Below are 20342 nucleotides of genomic sequence, written 5' to 3'. Positions count from 1 at the left end.
TATACCAAAGTTGTTCCTTGCAGGCAAGCCCAATCCCCTAAGCCGGGCTGGTCTCCACTTCTTTGGGGCGGCCCCGTTCGGCCCACTTTACCAGCAAAATAGAAATGCCATAAAGCACCATCAGAGGAATGGATACCAGGCTCAGGTTGACCACATCCACCGTGGGGGTAATCAGGGCGGCCAGGGTAACCAGCAAAACCACCGCAATGCGCCAGTTATCTACCAGGAAGCGGCTCGAGAGCAGGCCCAGCTTGGCTAAAAGGAAGCTCACCACCGGCATCTCGAATAGGATGCCCATCAGGGCCAGGAAGGTCACCACCTGACCCATGTACATTCCGATAGAAATTTGCGGGGTGACCACATCCCCCAGGAAGCCCAGCAAGAACGGCACCGCAAAGGGGAGCAGCACAAAATAGGCGAACACCGCTCCCAGTGCAAAGCTAAAACCCGCTCCCAGGATAAACGGAACCGCCAGCCGGCGTTCGTGCGGGTACAGTCCAGGGGCGATAAAAGCCCATATCTGGTAGACGATAAAGGGCAGCGCCAGGGCCAGCCCTCCGAACGCGGCCACCTTGAAGGCGGTAAGGAAAGGTTCGGTAATGTTCAGGACGATAAGCTCCGCTTTGAGCGAAGCGCTGGCGTTGTAAGCGTCCAGGGGCCGCCGCAGGGCCTCGAGGATCTGCACCCGAAAAGTAAAGGCCACTACGGTCATTACCGCCCAGGACACGATGGCCCAGATCAGGCGGCTGCGCAATTCCTCCAGGTGTTCCATCAAAGGGGCTTCACGCATGGCCACCCCCATTCAGGACTTGGATTCTTCCTTGACCTCGAGGGGCTGCTTAAGCTCTTCCAGCGGCTTAGCCACCTCTTCTTTAATTTCCTTGAACTCGCGAACATCGGCGGCTTTCTCAAACTCCTCGCGGATGCTCTTAGCCCCACGCTGAAACTCGCGTATGCTCTGGCCGAGGCTGCGCCCAAGCTCGGGAAGCTTGCGGGGCCCAAACAGCAGCAAGGCAATCAGCAAGATAATCAGGATTTCCGTCATTCCTAGGTTCATGGCAGTCTCCTGTACATAGTTTACTCCGATGGCTGAAATCCATCTGAAATCCAGGGTACTGCAAGGGGCTTCCCGCTTGCATCTCGTACCAGACTTGGCTGGCGCGGCACCCCAGCCCGGCCAAAGGGGGCGCTCAAGGATTCAAAAAGATAGCCTCCGGAGGTTTTTGCTCTGGATGACTATCTTTTTGGATCCGGTTTTACCTGCGGCCAGGTTTGCGCGTGTGCAAGCGAACGCTCAATCAGCTTGCTGAAGCGCTTACTGGTCATCTCTACCCTACTTATCGTAGGGCTTGCCAACAGCAGCAGGGGGACGGCTCCGCCCAATAAATCCCGCAAGCACCAGCATGGTCAGAATGAAAGGCAGGGCCTGCACGATGGTCGCAGGCAGGATATCCCCGCCCTGAAGCTGAATTGCCAACGCCTGGGCAAAGCCAAACAACAGGGTCGCCCCCAGCACACCAAATGGATGCCACTTCCCAAAGATAAGCGCGGCCAGGGCAATAAAACCAGCCCCGGCGCTCATGGCCCGGATGAACTGATTCAGGAAGCCTATCGAGAGGTAGGCACCCGCAATGCCAGCCAGCATACCGGACAAAATTACCGCGGTATAACGCATCCGTATGACATTAACACCCATGGTCTCGGCAGCCTCGGGGTGTTCCCCCACGGCCCGCAAGCGCAGGCCCCAGGGGGTTTTGAAGAGCACCCACCAGACCACCGGCACCAGCAGAAAGGCAATCAGAACCAGGACAGAAACTTCCCCTATTCCCAGGTTGACCAGCGGCAGGCGGTTGTTGACCTCTTGAGAGGTGGAGGTGTTGTTGTAAAGCACCTGCAGCACGATCGAAGGTGCCCCCAGCGCGGCGATGTTGATGGCTGTTCCCGAAACAATTTGGTCGGCGCGGTATTTGATGGAAGCGATGGCGTGAATCAGGCCCACCAGACCGCCCACAATGGCCCCCACCAGGAGGCCCACCCAGGGAATCCAGAAGGCCTCGAGGCCACCCGTGGCTACCTCGATGCGGTTGACGGTGATGGCCGCGGCGGCCGCACCAAATAGAATCATGCCCTCGAGGGCAATATTAACCACCCCGCTGCGCTCCGAAAACAAGCCGCCCAGCGCGGTGAGCAGCAGCGGCGCTGCCTGACGCAAGGTTGAGAAAAACAGTGCGATGATGAGCTCCATAGGTTAATCTCCTGCAATCGGCGACGACTTGGCCTGACGGGCCTCCTGCTCGGCCTTGGCTTCGGTCTCGACCTGGGCGGCCCGTAGCGGATCGGTAAAGTAACGTGGCAGGAAGCCACCCACCGCTATGAACAAAATAATCAGGGCCTGCAAAACCTGAATTATTTGGTTGCTAATACCCAGTTGGGCATTAAGCGAAACCCCCCCCGCCAACAAAACACCAAACAGGGTTGCCGAGAGGAAAATACCCAGCGGCGTATTCTGCCCCATTAGGGCCACGGCGATGCCATCGAAGCCAACGCTCGATGGAATAGCGGTTTTAAGCCGATAGGTACCATCCATGCCTGCACCCAGAACATAGTGGGTCGCAGCCAACCCGGCCAAAGCCCCTGAGATAAACATAGCCAGTATCATTTTTCGCCTCAGATTAACCCCAGCGTATTCTGCCGCCTTGGGGGCCAGGCCAGTGGCCCGCAGTTCGTAGCCACCGGAAGTGCGAAAAAGGTAAAAGTTGTAGAACAATAAGGCCAGAACGGCAATTAGGAACGAACCGTTGAGGAGCTGCGAGGAAAGCGCCGAGCTGATGGTCACCGGGATCCCCGGCAGAGCCCCCCCCAGCCAATAGCCCGCCAGCAAAGCCGCCAACGTAGCCAGCAAGCGCTTGCCGAGCTCGAGCTGCCGCAGGGCGTAATAAACCCCTATGGCCGCCACCACCGCCAGCGGCAGGGCCCACGAAAACGTGCTGTTGGGGGCCAGGATATTGATCATGGAGGGGATGCGGGCCGCTTCCTGGATCTCCTCGCTGCGGCCTTCAAAGCCTTCAGCCTTGAAGGGCAGGGTCACCTTGTTGCCGAAAAAGCTGTACTCGTTGGCGGCCAGCATGAACAGCAACACCGAAGCAGCGATGTAATTCATCATGATGGTGTTGATTACTTCGTTGGCCCCAAAACGGGCCTTGAGCCAGCCCACCAGTCCACCCCACAAGGCCCCACCCAGGGCCGCGGCCAGTATGGCTACGGGCAGCAGCAACCAGCCCGGCAAAGGTAGGTAAACCCCAGCCAGCATCGCAAAAAGCGCCCCGATGGTAAGCTGTCCGGGAGCTCCGATGTTGAAAAGCCCCGCCCGGAAGCCAAAAGCCACGGCCAGCCCGGTGAAGATCAGGGGGGTGGCAAAACTAAGACTGTTGAAGATACCGGGCAGATTGAGGATGGGACTGAACAGTATTTGGAAGGTGTAGGTAACCAGGTCGAGCTTGCCGGCAATCAGCTCGCGCAGGCCCAGACCTTCCACCCCCTGGGTGCCTAGCCCAGGGCGCAGGATGGCCACCACCCCGGCCCCCACCACCACCGCCAGCAAGAGCGATACCACCGGAACCACCACCCCGCGCAGGCGCACCAAAAAAGCCCGCCCGCCCGGTAGCTGCATCCGGGCAACCAGCAAAAGCCCCAGGGAGTAGAACAGTCCCAAATAGGCTCCCAGCGAAAGGGCGTAGCGCCGTAAAGGAGGTCGCCGGGCCCCGGCGGCCAGGGCCGCCTCATTGGCGGCAGCGATGGCCTGATAGAACAGGTAGGCCTCGAGCGCAAACAAAGCCAGGCCCAGCCCCCCTAGCACATAGAGGGCTCTGGCCCGGATTGCAGCGTCTGGTAAAAACACAACCACGCTGGCCGCCAGAAGCAGCAGCACCCAGAGCGCAAACACCACCCCTAACCAGCCGAAACTCAGCCCCTCCGGCAAAGTCAGGCCTTTGGGGTTCATGGCCCCAAGGGGGTTGAGCAAGTAACCGGTGCCATCGAACTCCCGCATGGGTACAGCCCAGGGAGACAAAATCATCAGCACCAGCACAATCAATCCCGTAAGTAAGAAAAGATACCTACCCATAAGTTCCTCAGAGCGGATTCTACACTGCGCGGCTCAGATGCATAGCACAGGGCTGCCGCATTCCTGGCCGCTAGTGATCCTCTGAAAACGCTAGGCCCATAATACATGCAGTTCAGGGTGATAAACTTGTTGGGTGCAAGATTCGACTGAAACCAAGGCCAGGGCCATTCAGCAAATGTTTTCGGAAATAGCCCCGCGCTACGATTTACTCAACCGGGTGCTATCGCTTGGAGTGGATCGCCTTTGGCGCGTGGCGGCTGTCCGGGCAGCTTTGGAGAAAAATCCCTCGCGCATCCTCGACCTAGCCACCGGCACCGGTGATATTGCCTTGCTGCTCAAAAAGGTAGCCCCGGAAGCCGAGGTGATCGGCGGCGACTTTGCGCCCCCCATGCTCGAGCTAGCCCGTCAAAAAGCGCTCAAGGCAGGGCTCGAGATTTCCTTTGTAGAGGCCGACGCTCTTCGGCTGCCTTTCCCCGACCAGCGCTTCGATGCGGTGGTCATCGCCTTCGGCTTCCGCAACTTTACCGATTATCACAGGGCCTTGGTCGAGCTTTACAGGGTTATAGCACCGGGGGGGCGGCTGTGCATTCTGGAGTTTCCCCCCCCGCCCCGCAACGGCCTGGGCCTGCTCTATCGCTTCTACTTCACCCGCATTTTGCCCCTCATTGGGGGGCTGGTCTCCGGCAACGCCGCGGCCTACCGGTACCTGCCCGAATCGGTCGAGCGCTTCCCCGATCCCGACACGTTGGCTAATATGATGAATCTGGCTGGCTTTGCCACCCGGTATCAACTATTTACCGGCGGTATCACCGCGCTGCACATTGGCGATAAACCCAGCCCGGCCCCCGCCAGCCGGGTCGTCCGAACCGGAGAGTCTGACCCCGATGAACCAGCCTGATCCTGCCATCGAAGTAGATCCCCAGCGCCTGCTGCTGGAAAGCATGGAAACAGGGGCCTTACCCGACTTAGAGCCGCTCGAGCTGGCCCGCGAGTACGCCCAGGAGCTGGCCCAAGGCAGCAGCGGCGAGAACGAAATTGTGCGCTGGTGGCATAGCCCAAGCGGGTTTTATTACGAGTTTAAGCAATTTCCTGCTGCGTTCTATGGTCGTTCGGGCCCTGTGCAGGGCCAGTACCTATCACCCCAGGAAGCCCAGGAGCTGGTCTGGGAGGCCCTCACCCGAGCCGATAAAGACCAGGCCGACCTCACCATGTTCTACACGCCCCATTTGATGCAAAGCGACCTGGATTTTTATATGGCCTACACCCTCGAGCAAACCCGTATCGAGCGGGGTGAGGCCCGTTATGCCCTGCCGCTATTCATGCGCCTCAAGCTACCTACGCACCTGCTGCTGCTGTTTCGTAGCAAAGAAGAGTATCTGATGTTCAAGCTCCCTCAAGGCCAGCCGGTGCTCTACCCGGTGTTAGCCTAGAATGGCTCTCATAAAGTGCCCAAAACGGCACCGAACTCGCTACTGTGGCCTGCCCTTTGGGCCAAAGGCAGGCTATCCACGCCCTCGAGTGGTTGTGAAAAATCCATAACAAAAGCAGGGGAGCGCTCCCCTGCTGCAGCAACCCCGGATGGGTCATACCAGATTAGGTTAGTTCGTCACCGAATGGTGGCGAACTAACCCGACCGAAGGGAGTGCTCTAGGATTCAAAAAGATAGCCTCTGGAGGTCTTTGCTTTGTTTTTGAATCCGGTATCATACCGTTTTTGCTCGAATCCTCCACCGGCCTGCGCAGCCAGGGGTGAGGGATTCAGCCCGACCGAAGGAAGTAGAAGGGCATTTCGGCAGCATCGCCTAGACTTCAACAGTGAGCGATACTGCCAAAATGCGCATCAGTGGCTGTGCTGGTGCGCGCTATGCGCGTGGCCGTGCTCGAGCTCTTCCGGAGTAGCAGGCCGGATGGCCGTAAGGGTGACATCGAAGTTGAGCGTCTCGCCTGCTAGGGCGTGGTTGAAATCGATGGTCACGTCCTGATCGTCCACATTCAGCACTGTGAAGGGCATGGGGTTCCCCTGGGCATCTTCAGCGTAGAACATGGCGCCTTCTACCAGCTCGGCGTCGTTGGGAAAGGCCGCTCGATCAACCACCTGCACCCCTTCAGGATCGTATAGACCGTAGCCTTTTTCCGGGGGCACAGAAACCACCACACGGTCACCGGCGACCTTGCCCTCGAGGGCCTCCTCCAGGCCGGCCACAATATTGCGGTATCCATGCAGGTAATCCAGCTCACCCTGGTCGATCAGCTCGTTTTCCACATGCAGGGTGTATCGAATGGTCACCACATTGCCTTTGCTTGCTGTCATAACAACTCCTCTCCATTCACAGAAACCAACCTTCGTTTCCGCGAGACAACCAAGTATAAGCCATCTGGATTAAGCAATCGTAAACCAAAGCGAAGCCCGCCACCGGGCCATGGCCTATGCTTATACACATGAACGTGGAAGACGTAATTGGGAAGACCCCGGTGGTTCGCCTGAAGCGCCTGGTAACGCCAGATATGGCGGAGGTTTGGGTCAAGCTCGAGGGCAACAACCCCGGCGGCTCCATCAAAGACCGCACCGCCTGGTATCTGATCAAAGATGCAGAGGAGCGCGGCCTCCTCAAACCGGGCTCGGGGCAGCTCATTGTAGAGCCCACCAGCGGCAACACCGGCATTGGGCTGGCTATGGTAGCCGCCAGTCGGGGCTACAGGCTCATCCTGACCATGCCGGCCCAGATGTCCGAAGAACGCAAGCGCATTCTCAAGGCCTACGGGGCCGAACTGATACTCACCGACCCCAGCCGCCGGATGCTGGCCGCCATCGAGGAGGCCCAGCGGATTGTGGATGAGCAGGGGGCTTTTATGCCCAACCAGTTCGACAACCCCGCCAATCCCAGGGCCCATTACGAAACCACCGGGCCGGAAATCTTTGAGCAGATGGGGGGCCGGCTGGACGCCTTTGTATATGGTTCCGGCACCGGCGGCACCATCATGGGGGTTGGGCGTTACCTGCGCGAGCGCCTGCCCGATATCCAGATAATTGCCTGTGAGCCCCGTCGGAGCAACGTGCTCTCGGGCGGCCAGATGGGCTCACACCAGTTCCAGGGCATGGGGCCTGGGTTCATTCCGCCCAACCTCGACGTGAAGATGCTGGATCGGGTGATTCAGGTGCTGGAAGAAGACGCTTTCCCTCTGGCCAAGCCGCTGGCCCGCGAAGAAGGGCTTTTTGTTGGAATGAGCGCCTGCGGAATGATCTGGGCCGCCCTGCAGGTAGCCCGCGAACTCGGGCCCGGCAAAAGGGTTCTAACCATCGCCTGCGACTCGGGTATGAAGTACCTCTCGACCCAACTGTTTGCCGATGCCCAGCCCGAAACCGTTGCACCTTGAGGGCCTTTCAACACCTGTAGTTTGCACGATTTGTAGGCTAAACTTGCTCTCAGATGGCCAGGGCATCTATCCAGCTTCGCTGTACCGAGTGCGGGTACAAGTCGGTCAAGGCACTCGGCCGCTGCCCTAACTGTGGGGCCTGGGACAGCTTCAAAGAAGAAGCACCCTCGCTTAAGTCTGTGGGCACTGGTAAGGCCGGTACAGCGCGCCCCCGCCCCTTACCCAATCCAGCGGCACTCACCCGCCTCGAGGATGTGCCGGAGGAGGGCGAGGCGCGGTTTTCCAGCCGGATCGGCGAGCTCGACCGGGTGCTGGGCGGGGGCTTCGTGCCTGGTGAAGTGCTGCTGCTGGGCGGTGAACCGGGGGTTGGCAAGAGCACCCTGCTGTTGCAGGTGGCCCAGCAGATGCTGGAAGCAGGCCAGCGGGTGATCTACCTGGCCGGCGAGGAGTCGCCCGGGCAAATACGTTTGCGGGCCCGCCGGCTGGGTATCTCGGGGGGCCTCGAGCTGCTACGGGAGACCGAGCTGGAGGCCATGCTGGCTACCCTCGAGGCCGCCCCACCCGACTTCCTGGTGGTGGACTCTATCCAGACCATCGAAACCACGGCCTCACCAGGCTCACTGGTCGCGGTGCGCGATGCCACCGCAGCCCTGACCCGCTTCGCCAAGCGTCATCAGGTGACCACCGTGCTGGTCGGGCACGTCACCAAAGAGGGCGTGGTAGCCGGGCCCAAGGTCATCGAGCACGTGGTGGACGCCACCTTGTACCTGGAAAGCGCCGGAAACTTCCGGATACTGCGCTCCAGCAAAAACCGCTTCGGGCCGGTGGGCGAGCTGGGGGTCTTCAGCATGGTGAACCAAGGTTTGACCGAGGTGCCCAACCCCTCGGCGGCCTTTCTGGCCGAGCGGCCGCGGGGTGCGCCGGGGTCGGTGGTGGCCCTGAGCCTCTCGGGCGAACGGGCCCTGGCCCTGGAAGTACAGGCCCTGGCCGCCCGCACCCCCTTCCCTGCCCCTCGCCGGGTGTCGCAAGGGCTGGACAGCCGCCGGGTGGACGTGGTGCTGGCGGTGCTGGAGCGCAGGCTCAATCTACCCCTGGGCAACCTGGATATCTACGTGAATCTGGCCGGCGGACTGCGAATTTTCGATCCAGGGCTCGATCTAGCCGTGGGGCTGGCGGTGTATTCTGCTGTGGTGGGCCGTGCAATTCCAGAGGATGTGGCAGTGGTAGGCGAGGTGGGGCTGGCTGGGGAGTTGCGCAGCGTGGAGGGCCTCGAGCGCCGCCTGCGGGAAGGCCAGCGGGCAGGTTTTGAACGCCTGGTGCACCCACCCCAGTTCAGGAACCTGGAAGCTGTTGTGAACATGTTCGTATGAGTATGGTGCGATGGATTCTATACGGGCTTTTCGCCTATATGGGCTACCGGGTTGGGGTATGGCTCGAGACCAACAACTTTATTGGAAGCAGCCCCCTGGGCAGCCTGACCAGCCTGAATCAGATGTACCTGGGCGTGGTGGGCCTGCTGGTGGGTTTTTTACTGGTGCCCCGCCTAACCCACTGGCTGGAACAGCGCTGGGTGCTCACCCAGAACTGGCTTAAGCAGCTTCCGCCCGAGATTCCCGTGGCCATCACGGCCGCTTCCGGCCTGGGGCTTCTGTTGGCAGTGTTGCTAACCAACCTGTTGAACCAGATTCCCGGCTTTTCCGCGATTCACTCCCTGATCATTGCAACGGTGTTGGTGGTCTCGCTCTCGGCTTTTGCAGTGGCCAATCGGGAATATTTCCGCCTGGCCCGCCCCACCCCACCCCCCAGCAAACCCCGCGGGGGCAAGCTGCTCGATACCTCGGTACTAATAGATGGGCGCATTGCGGATATCGCTGAGGTGGGGTTTTTGGAGGGCCCGCTCTTCGTGCCCCGGCAGGTGCTTCGGGAGTTGCAGCAGTTTGCCGATTCCTCCGACGCGCAAAAGCGGGCCAAAGGGCGCCGGGGGCTGGACACCCTCGAGCGTCTTAAGCTGAGCGTGGGGCTCGAGGTGCTCGATAGCTCCGAGAGCGACGAACCCGTGGACGACCAAATACTGGCCGAGGCCAGAAGGCTGGGCTCGGCTTTGGTAACCAACGACCACGCGCTGGCCCAGCTTTCCCGCATTTACGGGGTCAAAACCCTCTCGGTGCAGGCCCTGGCCTCGGCGTTGCGGGCCCCTTTGCAGCAGGGCGATACCCTGAGCATCACCATTGTCAAAGAAGGCAAAGAACCCGGTCAGGGCGTGGGCTATCTGGAAGACGGCACCATGGTCGTGGTGGACGACGCCATTCCCTTCAAGGGCAAGGAGGTGGGGGTGGTCATCACCCAGTCCATCCAGACCCAGGTGGGCCGTTTGCTGTTTGGAAAGCTCCAGAACGAGCCGGCCGAGCGTTCAGCTCACAAGTCGGAGCGATAGCAGATCCAGCCGCAGCGATGCCGGCGAGTTTCAGAGGGATCTTTGCCGCGTCGAGGTGAACCCCGGCCCACACACGGTAAACTGTGGTAAATGCCCTACCGTGTGCCTAAAAGTCGGCTGCTGCCGCCCCGTACCGCTCGAGAGGTGGAGCGTCTGCGGCTTTTGGAGCGGCTTCGGCAGGGTTTTGCCAAAAGCCCGGTGCTGGTACTGGCCGCAGGGGCCGGGTACGGCAAATCCACCCTGCTCTCGAGCCTTCCAGCCCTGTGGCTGACCCTGGGCGAGGATTGCGCCGACCCGGTGGTGCTGGGCTGGCATCTGGTCGAGGTCTACCGGCCCCGCCTGGGGAATGGACTGGATGGCGTGGTGGGGGCGCTCGAACGGGGTGCCTGGGCCGTAGCCAGCGAACTCCTGCTCGAGCGGTTGGCCAATCAGCCGGGCCATACCCTGGTGCTCGATGAAGCCCAGCGGGTCGCAAGCCGAGAGGCCGTGGCATTTCTGCGCACCCTCACCCAGGTACCGGGGCTGCACCTGGCCCTGCTCACCCGCCGGGCCGCCCCCTGGGAGGTGCTGGGACAGGTACTGGATGAAAGCGAGCTGGCCTTCGACCCCGCCGAGGCCCTGCAGCTCGGCCAGGCCATTGCCCCCGAGCTAAACGCCTTTGAGGTGGAGCAGGCCCACAGCCTGGTGCGGGGCTGGCCCTTAGGGCTGCGGCTTTTGCTGCGGGCCATGCAGCGAGGGGCCAAGCCGGAGGAGGCCTTCTACGCACACCCCGATCCGGCCGGTTTACTGGCCTACCTGATGCCCGCCCTGCCCGAGAAGATACTCCACCTGGCAGCCCGGGCCAGCGTGCTGGGTGAAGTTGGGCCTGAGGAAGCAGCCTGGGTAGGCAAGCTGGAAACCCTGCAACCTTATGCCCCTGACCTTCTTCTAGAGCACGTGGGTGGGCGCATCCGTTTCCACCCCCTGGTGCGGGCTGCCCTGATGAGCCTGCTCGAGCCCAGCGAGGTGCGAGGGCTGCTGACCAAAGCCGCCGATCTGGCATTGGAACGGGGTGAAGAAATTCAGGCAGCGGTTTATCTGTTGGAGGCTGGACGGCTGGGGCACGCCGCCGACCTGCTTCAACGCCAGGGCCAGGCCTGGCTGGCTCGAGGTCTTACCTACACCGTGCTGGCCCTGCTCGAACGCCTGCCCGAGGCCATGCGGGCCACCCGGCCCGACCTGCGCTACCTGCACGGGGAAGCCCTGCGCCAGGCCGGGCGCTACAGCGAGGCCGAGGCGGCCTATCAGCAGGCCTTGCGGGCCGGTGTGGATCAGGCCCTGCTGGGCCTATCGAGGCTGTATCTCGACACGGTGGAGCCAGCCAAGGCCCAGGGCTATCTGCTGGCGGCCCGTGTGCGCTTTCCCCTCGAGGTTGAAAGGCTCTGGGCCGAGAACCTGCTCAACGCGGGGCGGGTCGAGGAAGCCAGGGCACTCGGCCTGGAAGGCCCCCGGGTCTGGCTGCGCAGCGGCCAGCCCCAGCGGGCGCTGGCGGAACTGCGCCGGTTGCAGGGGGATGCCACCGCACGGGCCCCACAAAACCACCGCGAGGGCACCCTGCTGCTGGCCCTGCTGGAAGCCATCGCAGGCGATGCAATGGTAGCTGAGCAGGCCGCCCACCGGGGCCGCCGCGAGGGTGAGACGCTGGGCAGCCCTTTCGTGGTGGCGCTGGCCGAAGCCCGGCTTGGTCATGCCTTGCTGGCCCAAAACCGCTGGGCCGAGGCTGGGGAAGCCTACCGCAGAGCACTTTCCCTCTCGCAGGGTGGGCCGGCTCGCTTGCGGGTGGAACCCCTAGGAGGCCTAGCCGCGCTCGGCGAAGCCCGTGCCTTCGAAGAGATGGTACGCCAGGCCCGCGAGGCCGGGGATGCCTGGGTCGAGGCCTTCATGACCCTGGTGGCCGCCCAGGCCCACCTGCGGCGGGGCTTGTCCTTCAACCTGCCCGCATTGCCTGGGCTACAAGACCCCTTTTTGCGCGCACTGGCCGCCAGCCACCCCTGGACAGCCGACCCGGAAGGCATGCTGGTGCGCTACCCCTTCCTCAGCCAGCCCACCCTCTTTGCCCCCCCTTTGCATCGCAGCCGCCGGCTCCTGTGGGAGGCTGGAAAGCTGGATGTGGCCTATCACCCCGGCGTAAGCGTTGAAATTCGCGCGCGAGGCCCGTTTCAGGTCTGGGTGAACCACCAGGAAGTCCGCTTTAAGCGCGAAAAGACCCGCACCCTGCTGGCCTTGCTGCTCATCAAGGACTGGAATAAAGAGGCCCTGATGGAGGCCCTCGAGGTCTCCGACGGCGAGTTCAGGGTGCTGTGGTCGGAGCTGCTGGGCACCCTCGAGCCCGGACGTCCGCCCCGCGCGCCAGGGTATTTCCTCCGGCCCTACGCTTTGTGCAGGGTTCCCGAGCTGCGGGTGGATTTGTGGGAAGCCAGCCCCAGCAAAGAGTGGCCCTTCGAAGGGCTGGATCATCCGCTGCTCGAGCGCTACCGCGCAGCCTGGCTGCAGGACGTTCTGCGGGCCTGCCGCCAGAGCGACGCGCCAGAGGAATGGCTCTTCGGGCTTCGCCTCGACCCGCTGGACGAAGACTTGCTGGCCCGCCTCGAGCACACCGAGCTGGCCGCCTTAGCCCGGCGAATCCACCAGGAAGCCTTAGAGGAGCTCGAGCTAGGCAGCTAAATTGGGACGCGGATAAAGCCAGCAAGTTTGCAGTTGAGCCTGGGCATAAGCCCGCGCCGCCGCAGTCCAGCGGTGGGTATGGGCCAGGGCCTGTGTGGGCTCGAGCAAATCCGGGGTGAAAGGAATACCGAGCAGCTTCTGGAGCCAGTCCGGGTTGATTTGAACGCCCTGCTCGGCCAGCGCCCCCAGGAGGGCCAGGCCCGCGGCCAGCAGGTCGGTGGGCGGGCCTATCCGGTGCACCTGCACGCCCGCGCAGCGTTGCCCCTGGTGCTTGGAGAAGTAAGGGGTGAAAAAGACGGGCCTGAAGCGCACCCCCGGCAGCCCCAGTTGGTTCAGCTGTCGGGCCAGCCGGGCCGCGTCCAGCCCCGGCGCCCCCACCAGCCCAAACGGCAGCGCGGTGCCCCGCCCTTCCGAGGCCGTCGAGGCTTCTACCAGGGCCACGCCGGTGTAGAGCCAGACGCTCTCGAGGTTGGGCAGGTTGGGTGAGGGCGGAACCCAGGGCAGGGCCTCGGGGCCAAAGACGGCCTGGGGGTCACAGGGGATAACCTCAACATCTGGGTCTACAAAGCGGGCGCACTCCCCAAGGGTCAGGCCGTGGCGCAGGGGAAGCTCGAGCATCCCCACAAACGAGCGGTAGGCCGGTTGCAGGACGGGCCCCGAAACTGCAAAGCCCAGGGGGTTGGGCCGGTCGAGCACCACCACCCGCACCCCCTTTTGTCGGGCCGCCCCCAACACCTGCACCAGGGTGGAAACGTAGGTGTAATAACGCAGCCCCACGTCCTGCAAGTCCACCAGCAGGGTATCCACCCGGGCCACGAGGGCCGCCAGCTCATCCGGCGTTTTTTCGTAGAGGCTATGCGCCGGCAGGCCGGTAAGGGGATCGGCGGCCATCTCGGGGGCCTCGCCGGCCTGCCCCGAGCCATCCACCCCGTGCTCGGGCCCAAAGAGGCGCTCGAGGCGGATGCCTTTCTGCAACAGGGCCACCGCAGAGGGAGCCAGGTCGCGGGTCACCCCTGCCGGATGGCTCAGAAGTCCAACGCGCCCTGTTTTTCCCAGAAGGCTGGGTTCATCGAGCAGCCGCTCGAGGCCCGTAGGGCGCGAGCCATGCGAAGTCGGTAGGCCTTGATTCATAAGCTGCGTAGGCCTCGTCAGAGGTCTTTAGGCCAATAAGCATCAAGCCACTCAGGCTTTCTCAAACATGCTGAAGTTGGTGAAGATGATGCGGTTGTCGCGGGCGAAGAAATTGCCCAGGCGGGCGTGTCCCGCGGCCACTGCGGTGGGCTTGGCAATCATAATCACGGGCAGGTTCTGTGCAGAAAGAAGCTGCCAGCGGTCGTAGAGGCGTTTGCGCTCGTTCTGGTCGCCGAGCTGCTCGGCCTGGCGGAAGATCTCCCAGATGTTTTTCTCCCAGGGGAACATCTGGTCGAACTTGGGCTCGCTGCTGCCCCGGTCGGGCCAGACCGAGCGGTGCCAGTAGTTGAGCTGGCCGCCGGGCTGCCAGATGTCCTTGCGCAGCTGCGGGTCGGGCTGGTCGCCGTAGGCCATCAGGATGCTCTCGAAGTTGCCGCCGGTAGCAGTCGCCAGCAAGGTGCCCTGCTGGATGCCCTGCAGGTTGAGCTTGACCCCAATCTGGCGCAGGTCGTTTTGCAGGATGGCCGCAATGGCTGCAAACGGGGCCGAGTCGGAGGCGTAGGTAAAGGCAAACTCGAGCACCCTTCCGCTGGGCAGCCGCCGTTGTCCGTCGCTGCCGCGCCGCAGCCCCAGGGAGTCCAGCAGGCCCGCCGCGCGCTCGAGGCTAAACTCCCCCAGGTAGCTGCGGGTATCGTAGTACCAGAAGGTGCCCGGCGCCACTCCATGCCCCGGCAGCACCGCCAGGCCGTTGTACACGTCTTCGATGATGCGCTTGCGGTTGACGGCAAACTGCATGGCCTTGCGGAAGGTCAGGTTGCGGAAAAGCTCGCGCAGCTCGGGGTTGGGCACGTCGAAGTTGAAGCCCCAGTGGGGGGGCGAGGTGTAGATGGTACTGCCACTCAACACACGGATTTTGGCCCCTCCGACCTCGAGCCGCTTCAGCTCGGGGAACTGGGCCCCGGTGATGGGCACCTGGTCGAGGTTACCGGCCCGGAACTGGGCGATCTGCACGTTGGGGTCGCGTATAATCAGGTACTCCAGCTTGTCAAAGTAGGGCAGCTGGTTGCCCTGGGGGTCGCGCCGCCAGGAGTTGGGGTTGCGCACCAGGGTAACCTTCTGATCCGGCACATAGCTTTGCAGGATAAAAGGCCCGGTGCCCACAATCTCCTTGGGGTCGGTGTTGGTGGCCCAGACCCGGCTGAAACCGCCGGGGTCTTCCCTGGGCTTGAACTGGGCCAGCTTGTGCCGGGGCAGGATGGGCGAGAAGGTCAGGGCCTGCAGCACTGCCCCATAGGGCTTGCTCGAGATCACCCGGAAGGTAAGGTCGTCCACCTTCTCGAAGCGCAAGGGCACCCCCGCCACCGTGAGGGTGGCGGCCTGGTTGGCCCGCAGGTTGGTGTTGGAGGCCACCTCGGTAAAGGTGAAGAGCACGTCGTCGGCGGTAAAAGGGGTGCCGTCCGACCACTTGATGCCGCTGCGCAGCTTGACGGTGGTGGTGCGGGCATCCCTGGAGATGCTCCAGGACTCGGCCAGCACGCCCACCAGCTCAAAGCTGACCTGGTCGAGCTGCATCAGGCGATCAAACACATTGTTGAGCACGGTGTAGGCGAAGTTGTCAATCACCGCAAAGTAGTTCCAGCTCTGCGGGGTGGAGCCCAGCGGCAGGGTCAGGGTACCGCCGCGACGCCCAATCTCCTGGAACAGGTTGGCCGGAACATTGGCGGCCCCGCCCTGGGCCAGCCCACGGGCCCAGAGGCCGGGGGCCAGCACGCCTGCACCCAGCCCTAGCGCAGTTTGACGGAGAAACCTTCTTCTATTCATACCTCGCTCCTTTCTAGTCCCTCGAGCGCACATCCGCGGCGTCCCGCAGCGCATCGCCGAAAAAGTTGTAGGCCAGCACCGAGATAAATATCAGGATGCCGGGGGTCAGCAACCAGGGGTAGAGGCTCAGCGACTGGAAGTTTTGCGCGTCCTTCAAAAGCAGGCCCCAGCTGGCCATGGGTTCCTTAATGCCCAGCCCCAAAAACGAAAGCGCCGACTCCCCAATGATGTAGCCGGGCAGGGCCAGGGTCGCGGTCACGATCAGGTAGCTGCTCAGGTTGGGCACGATGTGCCGCAGGATGATGCGCAGGTTGGAGGCTCCCTGAGCCATCGCGGCGGTCACGTAGTCCACCTCACGCAGGGCCAGCACCTGCCCGCGCACCACCCGGGCCAGCCCTGCCCAGCCGATGAACGAGAGCACCGCAATGATGCCCAGGTAGACGTAGGTGCTGGGCCAACTGGCCGGAATCACCGTAGAGAGGGCCATCAGGATGGGCAGCCGGGGAATCGAGAGCAGCACCTCGGTGATGCGCTGGATGAGGGTGTCCACCCAGCCGCCAAAGTAGCCCGAGATGCCCCCCAACAAAATCCCGATGGCAAAGGAGATCAGCACCCCGATCACCCCCACCGTGAGCGAGACCTGCGAGCCCACCAGGATGCGCGAGAAGAGGCAGCGGCCAAACTGGTCGGTGCCCAAAGGGAAAAAGTACCCCTCGCTTTCGGCCACCCCAAACAGGTGCCAGTTGGTTTTGAACCCCAAAAAGCGGTAGGGCTCACCCTGGGCAATCAGAAAGCGAATGGGGGTAGGCCGGGTGCGGTCTTCCCTGTAGGTGCTGATGAAGGTAACCGGGTCGCGTTCGCGTTTGAGCTGGTACACATAGGGCCGTACCGGCCGGCCATCGCGGAAGAAGTAAACCCGCTGGGGGGGCTGGTAGACAGCGTCCGGGTGTTGCACGGTCAGGTTGTTGGGGGCCAGGAAGCCGGCCAAGAAGGCCACCAGGTACAGCACCAGCAGAACTATGCCGCTGATGACCCCCGGCTTGGAGCGCAAAAAGCGCCGCCAGGCCAGGTAGAGGGGGTTATTGCGCTTGTCCATAGGCCTACTCGTAACGGATACGGGGGTCTACCCAGGCCAGCAACACATCGGCCAGCAGGTTGCCTACCATCAGCAGCAGCGCCGAAAGCATCAAGAGGGCCATCACCACGTACTGGTCTTTGTTCAGGAGCGAGTCGTACAAAAAGGGCCCAATGGTAGGCAGGCTCAGCACGATGGAGGCGATGATGGTGCTCGAGATCAGGGTGGGGAGTTGCAGTCCGGCCAGGCTGATGAGCGGGTTGATGGCGTTGCGCACCGCGTGCTTCCAGAGCACCACCCGTTCGGCCAGCCCCTTGGCGCGGGCGGTGCGGATGTAGTCCTGCGAGAGCACATCCAGCAGGTTGGCCCGCATCTGCCGCATGATGGTGGCCGTACCGTCCAGGCCAATTACAATCAGGGGAATCCAGAGGTGGGCCAGCATATCCTGAAACTTGGCCCAGCTCCAGGGGGCATCAATGTACTGCGGGCTGAACAGCCCCCCCACGTTGGTGCCGCCAGTGCTCAACACCCAGTAAATAAGCAGCAACGCCACCAAAAAGTCCGGGGTGGCCAGCCCAAAGTAGCCCACAAAGTTGAGTGCGGTGGACGAGGGGCCGTAGCGGTTGAGGGCAGTGTAGATGCCGAGGGGAATGGCGATCACCCAGGTGACCAGGATGGTCAGAAAGGCCAGAAAGACCGTCCAGCCCATGCGTTCCCAGATTAGCTCCGAGACAGGGCGACTATTCAGAAACGAATAGCCAAAATCCCCCCGCACAATCCCGCCCAGCCAGTGCAGGTACTGCACCCAGACCGGCTGATCCAGGAGGTACTGCCGGCGAATGTTCTCGATGGTCTCCCGGCTTACCCTGGGATCTTCCAGCAGGTTTTCCAAAAAACCGCCCGGCTGGAGCTGGATCACAGCAAACACCAACACCGAAATCAACCACAGGGTAGGAATCGCCACCAAGACGCGTCGTAAAAGGTAAACGCCCATAATCCTTCCCTGCCAGCTCCAGCCCTGGCTATAAGCTTTACCGCTGGAACATCAGCGGCACGGGGTTGAAGCCGGGGATCACGCCCAGGCTGTAGATGTAGTTGCCGTAGCGGTTGGAAACCGCTCCTACCGCATACTCTTTGGCAATCATGATCACCTGGGCCTCGCGGGCCACGATGGACTGCCAGCGGTCGTAGAGGGCTTTGCGCTGGGTGAAGTTGGTGGTGCTGGCCGCCCGCTCCCACAGATCGTAGATTTCACGTTCCCAGGGCAGGAAGTTGTTGAACTGGGGCTGGCCGGTGGGGGTGGTGGGCTGGGTGGCCTGGTGCCAGTAGTACAGGGCCCCGCCCGGCTTCCAGATGGGGGTGCGCAGCTCGGGGTCGGGCTGGTCGCCCAGGGCCAGCAGGATGGCCTCCCAGTCCTGGCCCCGCCCGGTTGAGAGCAGGTTGGCGGCCAGGATGCCTTGCAGGTTGACCTTGACCCCCACCCGCTGGAAGTCGCTTTGCAGGATGGTGGCGATGGCAGTAAAGACCGCGGAGTTGGAGCCGTAGGTGAGGGTGAACTCGAGCGGCCTTCCACTCGGCAGGCGCCGGATGCCGTCCGGGCCCCGCCGCAGCCCCAACCGATCCAAAGCGGCGTTGGCCGCATTCAGGTCAAACCGGCCTTGCAGACGGGCCACTTCCGGGTAGTACCACTCGGAAAGCGGGGCCACCCCGTAGCTGGCCCGTTCGGCCAGCCCGTTGTACACATCCTCGATGATGCGCTCGCGGTTGACCGCAAACTGCAGGGCACGGCGGAAGTCGCTGTTTTTGAACAGGTTCGCCAGCTCAGCGTTCTTGGCGTTGTAGTTGAAGCCGATGTGCGGGGGCGAGCCAAACAGCGCGCGGAACTGCACCACCCGGAACGGGGCCCCCTGGGTTTCGCGGCGTTTGAGGTCGGGGAACTCGGCCCCGGTGATGTTGATCTGACCGATATTACCCGCTAAAAACTGCGCTACCCGGGCCTGGGAGTCGGTGATGATCAGGTACTGCAGCTGCTCGAGGTAAGGCAGGGGGTTGCCAGCGGTATCGCGCTTCCAGTAGTTGGGGTTCTTGACCAGGGTAACCTGCTGCCCAGGGGTGTAGCTGCGCAGGCGGAAGGGGCCGGTGCCCACCACTTCCTCGGGGTTGACGTTGGTGGGCCAGGCGTTGTTGATTTCGGCGCGGGGTTTGCCCCCTTCCTGGCTGAAGGGCAGCAGCTTGTGTTTGGGCATGATGGGCAGGCGCATGTAATGGATAAAGGCCGGCGCGGGCTTGGGCAGGGTAAAGCGCACCCGGAAATCCCCCAGCTTTTCAATTTTCACGCCCTCAAAGTTGGCCGCGTCGCCGCCACGGGCCTCAGGATTGGCGACAATCTGGGTGTAGGTAAAAACCACGTCGTCGGCGGTAAAGGGGCGGCCATCGTGCCAGCGCACATCCCGGCGCAAATCGAAGGTGTAAACCCGGCTATCGGTGATGCTCCAGCGCGTGGCCAGGGCCGGTTCGATCTGGTAGTTGGCCAGGTTGTACTCGATCAGGCCGTCGAACATCTGGTTGGTCAGGTTTTGGATGGCCGAGTCAATTGCACCGTAGTAAAAAAAGGTCTGCGGTGCGCTGGCCAGCGACAGGGTGAGGCTCCCCCCAGCTTTGCCGGTTGTCACACCCAGGCTGGTATAGGCCGGCAGTACCTTGGGCTGAGCATAGCCCAGACCCAAAGCCAGCAAAACCATAGCTATAAGCCAAACACGTCTTTTCATCTTCACTCCTCCATCTGGTGCCTCAGCCCGGGGCCCCACATGCATTGGTTCGGTTGAAGTATACGTCAGCCGTTATTGGTATTCAAGTGGTATAATATCTGGCAATCTATGGAATCCAAGCTGGATCCTCACTCTGCCACCCCGCTTTACCTGCAGCTCGAGGCCCTTCTGCGTGAAGCCCTGGCCCGCAATACCTGGAAAGCCGGTGAGGCCATGCCCCCCGAGCGCGCGCTGGCCGAACAGTATGGGGTCTCACGGCTCACGCTCCGCAAAGCCCTCGAGCGCCTCGAGGCCCAGGGCTTAGTACAGCGCCGCCAGGGGTCGGGCACCTACGTGGCCCCCCGCCTCGAGCAGCCCCTCTCGGCGCTGACCAGCTTCAGCGAGGATATGCGGGCCCGCGGCCTCGAGCCCAGCACGCGCTGGCTCAAGCGGGGGTTGTTCACTGCCTCTCCCGAGGAGGTGCTGGCCTTGTCGCTCTCACCAGGCGAGAAAGTGGCCCGGCTCGAGCGCGTGCGCAGCGCACAGGGTGAGCCCATGGCTATTGAACGGGCCGCTTTGCCGGCTCATCTTCTCCCCCACCCCGAGCAGGTCAAAGAATCCCTGTACGCCTATCTGGAGAGCAAAGGCTTGCGTCCGGTTCGGGCCCTGCAACGCCTGCGCTCGGTTGCTGCCAGCCGCCAGGAAGCCGAACTATTGGGTCTTCGAGTAGGCGAGCCGGTGCTGTACATCGAGCGCCTGAGCTACCTGGCCGATGGCAGCGTGCTGGAGTTTACCCGCAGTCACTACCGTGGCGACCGCTACGATTTCGTGGCCGAGCTACGCCGGGCCTGAGACAGAGCACGCGGCTTAAGACGAGTCAGGGGCCGTGTTCGGTTCATTGGCCCGACTCGTAGAGGTCTTTGCCTTAATTTTG

The 20342-nt window shown here is 62.4% G+C and carries 17 protein-coding genes; 7 read left to right on the top strand and 10 right to left on the bottom strand.

Annotated elements, in window-relative coordinates; translation table 11 throughout:
* Positions 1–37 precede the first annotated feature (37 nt).
* The 4 genes from tatC to MTAI_RS06645 form a co-directional block, all read right to left on the bottom strand.
* Positions 38–790, bottom strand: coding sequence for a twin-arginine translocase subunit TatC (gene tatC, locus MTAI_RS06660; RefSeq protein WP_027888921.1), 753 nt, complete (start codon positions 788–790; stop codon positions 38–40).
* 12 nt (positions 791–802) lie between these two features.
* The gene (locus MTAI_RS06655) at positions 803–1057 is read right to left on the bottom strand and encodes a Sec-independent protein translocase subunit TatA/TatB (protein ID WP_027888922.1); all 255 of its coding nucleotides are present in this window, start codon (positions 1055–1057) and stop codon (positions 803–805) included.
* Between the two features lie 276 nt (positions 1058–1333).
* Positions 1334–2245, bottom strand: a complete 912-nt coding sequence (locus tag MTAI_RS06650; protein ID WP_027888923.1) for an ABC transporter permease — start codon at positions 2243–2245, stop codon at positions 1334–1336.
* Positions 2246–2248: 3 nt separating this feature from the next.
* On the bottom strand, positions 2249–4123 hold the full coding sequence (locus MTAI_RS06645; protein ID WP_027888924.1) for an ABC transporter permease: 1875 nt from the start codon (positions 4121–4123) through the stop codon (positions 2249–2251).
* Positions 4124–4256: 133 nt separating this feature from the next.
* On the opposite strand from MTAI_RS06645, the gene ubiE reads away from it, so the two are divergent.
* Both ubiE and MTAI_RS06635 read left to right on the top strand, forming a co-directional pair.
* On the top strand, positions 4257–5021 hold the full coding sequence (ubiE, locus tag MTAI_RS06640) for a bifunctional demethylmenaquinone methyltransferase/2-methoxy-6-polyprenyl-1,4-benzoquinol methylase UbiE (protein ID WP_027886674.1): 765 nt from the start codon (positions 4257–4259) through the stop codon (positions 5019–5021).
* Positions 5008–5553, top strand: a complete 546-nt coding sequence (locus MTAI_RS06635) for a hypothetical protein (RefSeq protein ID WP_027886675.1) — start codon at positions 5008–5010, stop codon at positions 5551–5553. The genes ubiE and MTAI_RS06635 overlap by 14 nt, the downstream gene beginning before the upstream one ends.
* Positions 5554–5962: 409 nt before the next feature.
* Here the strand turns inward: MTAI_RS06635 and MTAI_RS06630 are convergent, their stop codons facing one another.
* Positions 5963–6433: an FKBP-type peptidyl-prolyl cis-trans isomerase gene (locus MTAI_RS06630; protein WP_027886676.1), complete on the bottom strand. Its 471-nt coding sequence runs from the start codon at positions 6431–6433 to the stop codon at positions 5963–5965.
* 128 nt (positions 6434–6561) lie between these two features.
* Here MTAI_RS06630 and cysK point away from each other — a divergent pair, with 128 nt between their 5' ends.
* The 4 genes from cysK (at position 6562) to MTAI_RS06610 (ending at position 12634) form a co-directional block, all read left to right on the top strand.
* Complete coding sequence (cysK, locus tag MTAI_RS06625; protein ID WP_027886677.1) at positions 6562–7497, top strand: cysteine synthase A; 936 nt, start codon at positions 6562–6564, stop codon at positions 7495–7497.
* A gap of 53 nt (positions 7498–7550) precedes the next feature.
* Positions 7551–8867 carry a DNA repair protein RadA gene (gene radA, locus MTAI_RS06620; RefSeq protein WP_027886678.1) on the top strand — a complete coding sequence of 439 codons (1317 nt, stop codon included), beginning with the start codon at positions 7551–7553 and terminating at the stop codon, positions 8865–8867.
* Positions 8864–9931, top strand: a complete 1068-nt coding sequence (locus MTAI_RS06615; RefSeq protein WP_027886679.1) for a PIN/TRAM domain-containing protein — start codon at positions 8864–8866, stop codon at positions 9929–9931. The genes radA and MTAI_RS06615 overlap by 4 nt, the downstream gene beginning before the upstream one ends.
* A 90-nt stretch (positions 9932–10021) precedes the next feature.
* Complete coding sequence (locus MTAI_RS06610; RefSeq protein WP_027886680.1) at positions 10022–12634, top strand: hypothetical protein; 2613 nt, start codon at positions 10022–10024, stop codon at positions 12632–12634.
* Here the strand turns inward: MTAI_RS06610 and MTAI_RS06605 are convergent.
* The 5 genes from MTAI_RS06605 to MTAI_RS06585 are packed head-to-tail and all read right to left on the bottom strand — an operon-like array spanning position 12623 to position 19429.
* Positions 12623–13765, bottom strand: coding sequence for an exo-beta-N-acetylmuramidase NamZ family protein (locus tag MTAI_RS06605; protein ID WP_241768727.1), 1143 nt, complete (start codon positions 13763–13765; stop codon positions 12623–12625). The two genes, MTAI_RS06610 and MTAI_RS06605, sit on opposite strands and share 12 nt — an antisense overlap.
* Positions 13766–13816: 51 nt before the next feature.
* Positions 13817–15586 (bottom strand): ABC transporter substrate-binding protein, encoded by a 1770-nt coding sequence (locus MTAI_RS06600; protein ID WP_027886682.1) that lies wholly within the window; start codon positions 15584–15586, stop codon positions 13817–13819.
* A 13-nt stretch (positions 15587–15599) separates the two neighbouring features.
* Complete coding sequence (locus MTAI_RS06595) at positions 15600–16682, bottom strand: ABC transporter permease (protein ID WP_027886683.1); 1083 nt, start codon at positions 16680–16682, stop codon at positions 15600–15602.
* Positions 16683–16686: 4 nt separating this feature from the next.
* Positions 16687–17655, bottom strand: a complete 969-nt coding sequence (locus MTAI_RS06590) for an ABC transporter permease (RefSeq protein ID WP_027886684.1) — start codon at positions 17653–17655, stop codon at positions 16687–16689.
* A gap of 37 nt (positions 17656–17692) precedes the next feature.
* Positions 17693–19429 carry an ABC transporter substrate-binding protein gene (locus tag MTAI_RS06585; protein WP_027886685.1) on the bottom strand — a complete coding sequence of 579 codons (1737 nt, stop codon included), beginning with the start codon at positions 19427–19429 and terminating at the stop codon, positions 17693–17695.
* Positions 19430–19537: 108 nt separating this feature from the next.
* On the opposite strand from MTAI_RS06585, the gene MTAI_RS06580 reads away from it, so the two are divergent.
* Positions 19538–20260, top strand: coding sequence for a GntR family transcriptional regulator (locus MTAI_RS06580; protein ID WP_027886686.1), 723 nt, complete (start codon positions 19538–19540; stop codon positions 20258–20260).
* Positions 20261–20342: the final 82 nt, after the last annotated feature.

This window comes from Meiothermus taiwanensis WR-220 (genome assembly GCF_003568585.1).
Lineage (GTDB): Bacteria > Deinococcota > Deinococci > Deinococcales > Thermaceae > Meiothermus > Meiothermus taiwanensis.
This window is presented reverse-complemented; position numbering and strand designations above follow the sequence as displayed.

Excerpts from the sequence above, each read along its gene's own strand:
- MTAI_RS06600 (WP_027886682.1), bottom strand. The coding sequence starts at position 15,586 with ATGAATAGAAGAAGGTTTCTCCGTCAAACTGCGCTAGGGCTGGGTGCA.
- MTAI_RS06605 (WP_241768727.1), bottom strand. The coding sequence starts at position 13,765 with ATGAATCAAGGCCTACCGACTTCGCATGGCTCGCGCCCTACGGGCCTC.
- MTAI_RS06645 (WP_027888924.1), bottom strand. The coding sequence starts at position 4,123 with ATGGGTAGGTATCTTTTCTTACTTACGGGATTGATTGTGCTGGTGCTG.
- MTAI_RS06590 (WP_027886684.1), bottom strand. The coding sequence starts at position 17,655 with ATGGGCGTTTACCTTTTACGACGCGTCTTGGTGGCGATTCCTACCCTG.
- MTAI_RS06650 (WP_027888923.1), bottom strand. The coding sequence starts at position 2,245 with ATGGAGCTCATCATCGCACTGTTTTTCTCAACCTTGCGTCAGGCAGCG.
- MTAI_RS06585 (WP_027886685.1), bottom strand. The coding sequence starts at position 19,429 with ATGAAAAGACGTGTTTGGCTTATAGCTATGGTTTTGCTGGCTTTGGGT.
- MTAI_RS06655 (WP_027888922.1), bottom strand. The coding sequence starts at position 1,057 with ATGAACCTAGGAATGACGGAAATCCTGATTATCTTGCTGATTGCCTTG.
- MTAI_RS06615 (WP_027886679.1), top strand. The coding sequence starts at position 8,864 with ATGAGTATGGTGCGATGGATTCTATACGGGCTTTTCGCCTATATGGGC.
- MTAI_RS06595 (WP_027886683.1), bottom strand. The coding sequence starts at position 16,682 with ATGGACAAGCGCAATAACCCCCTCTACCTGGCCTGGCGGCGCTTTTTG.
- MTAI_RS06610 (WP_027886680.1), top strand. The coding sequence starts at position 10,022 with ATGCCCTACCGTGTGCCTAAAAGTCGGCTGCTGCCGCCCCGTACCGCT.
- tatC (WP_027888921.1), bottom strand. The coding sequence starts at position 790 with ATGCGTGAAGCCCCTTTGATGGAACACCTGGAGGAATTGCGCAGCCGC.
- MTAI_RS06630 (WP_027886676.1), bottom strand. The coding sequence starts at position 6,433 with ATGACAGCAAGCAAAGGCAATGTGGTGACCATTCGATACACCCTGCAT.
- cysK (WP_027886677.1), top strand. The coding sequence starts at position 6,562 with ATGAACGTGGAAGACGTAATTGGGAAGACCCCGGTGGTTCGCCTGAAG.
- MTAI_RS06635 (WP_027886675.1), top strand. The coding sequence starts at position 5,008 with ATGAACCAGCCTGATCCTGCCATCGAAGTAGATCCCCAGCGCCTGCTG.
- radA (WP_027886678.1), top strand. The coding sequence starts at position 7,551 with ATGGCCAGGGCATCTATCCAGCTTCGCTGTACCGAGTGCGGGTACAAG.
- MTAI_RS06580 (WP_027886686.1), top strand. The coding sequence starts at position 19,538 with ATGGAATCCAAGCTGGATCCTCACTCTGCCACCCCGCTTTACCTGCAG.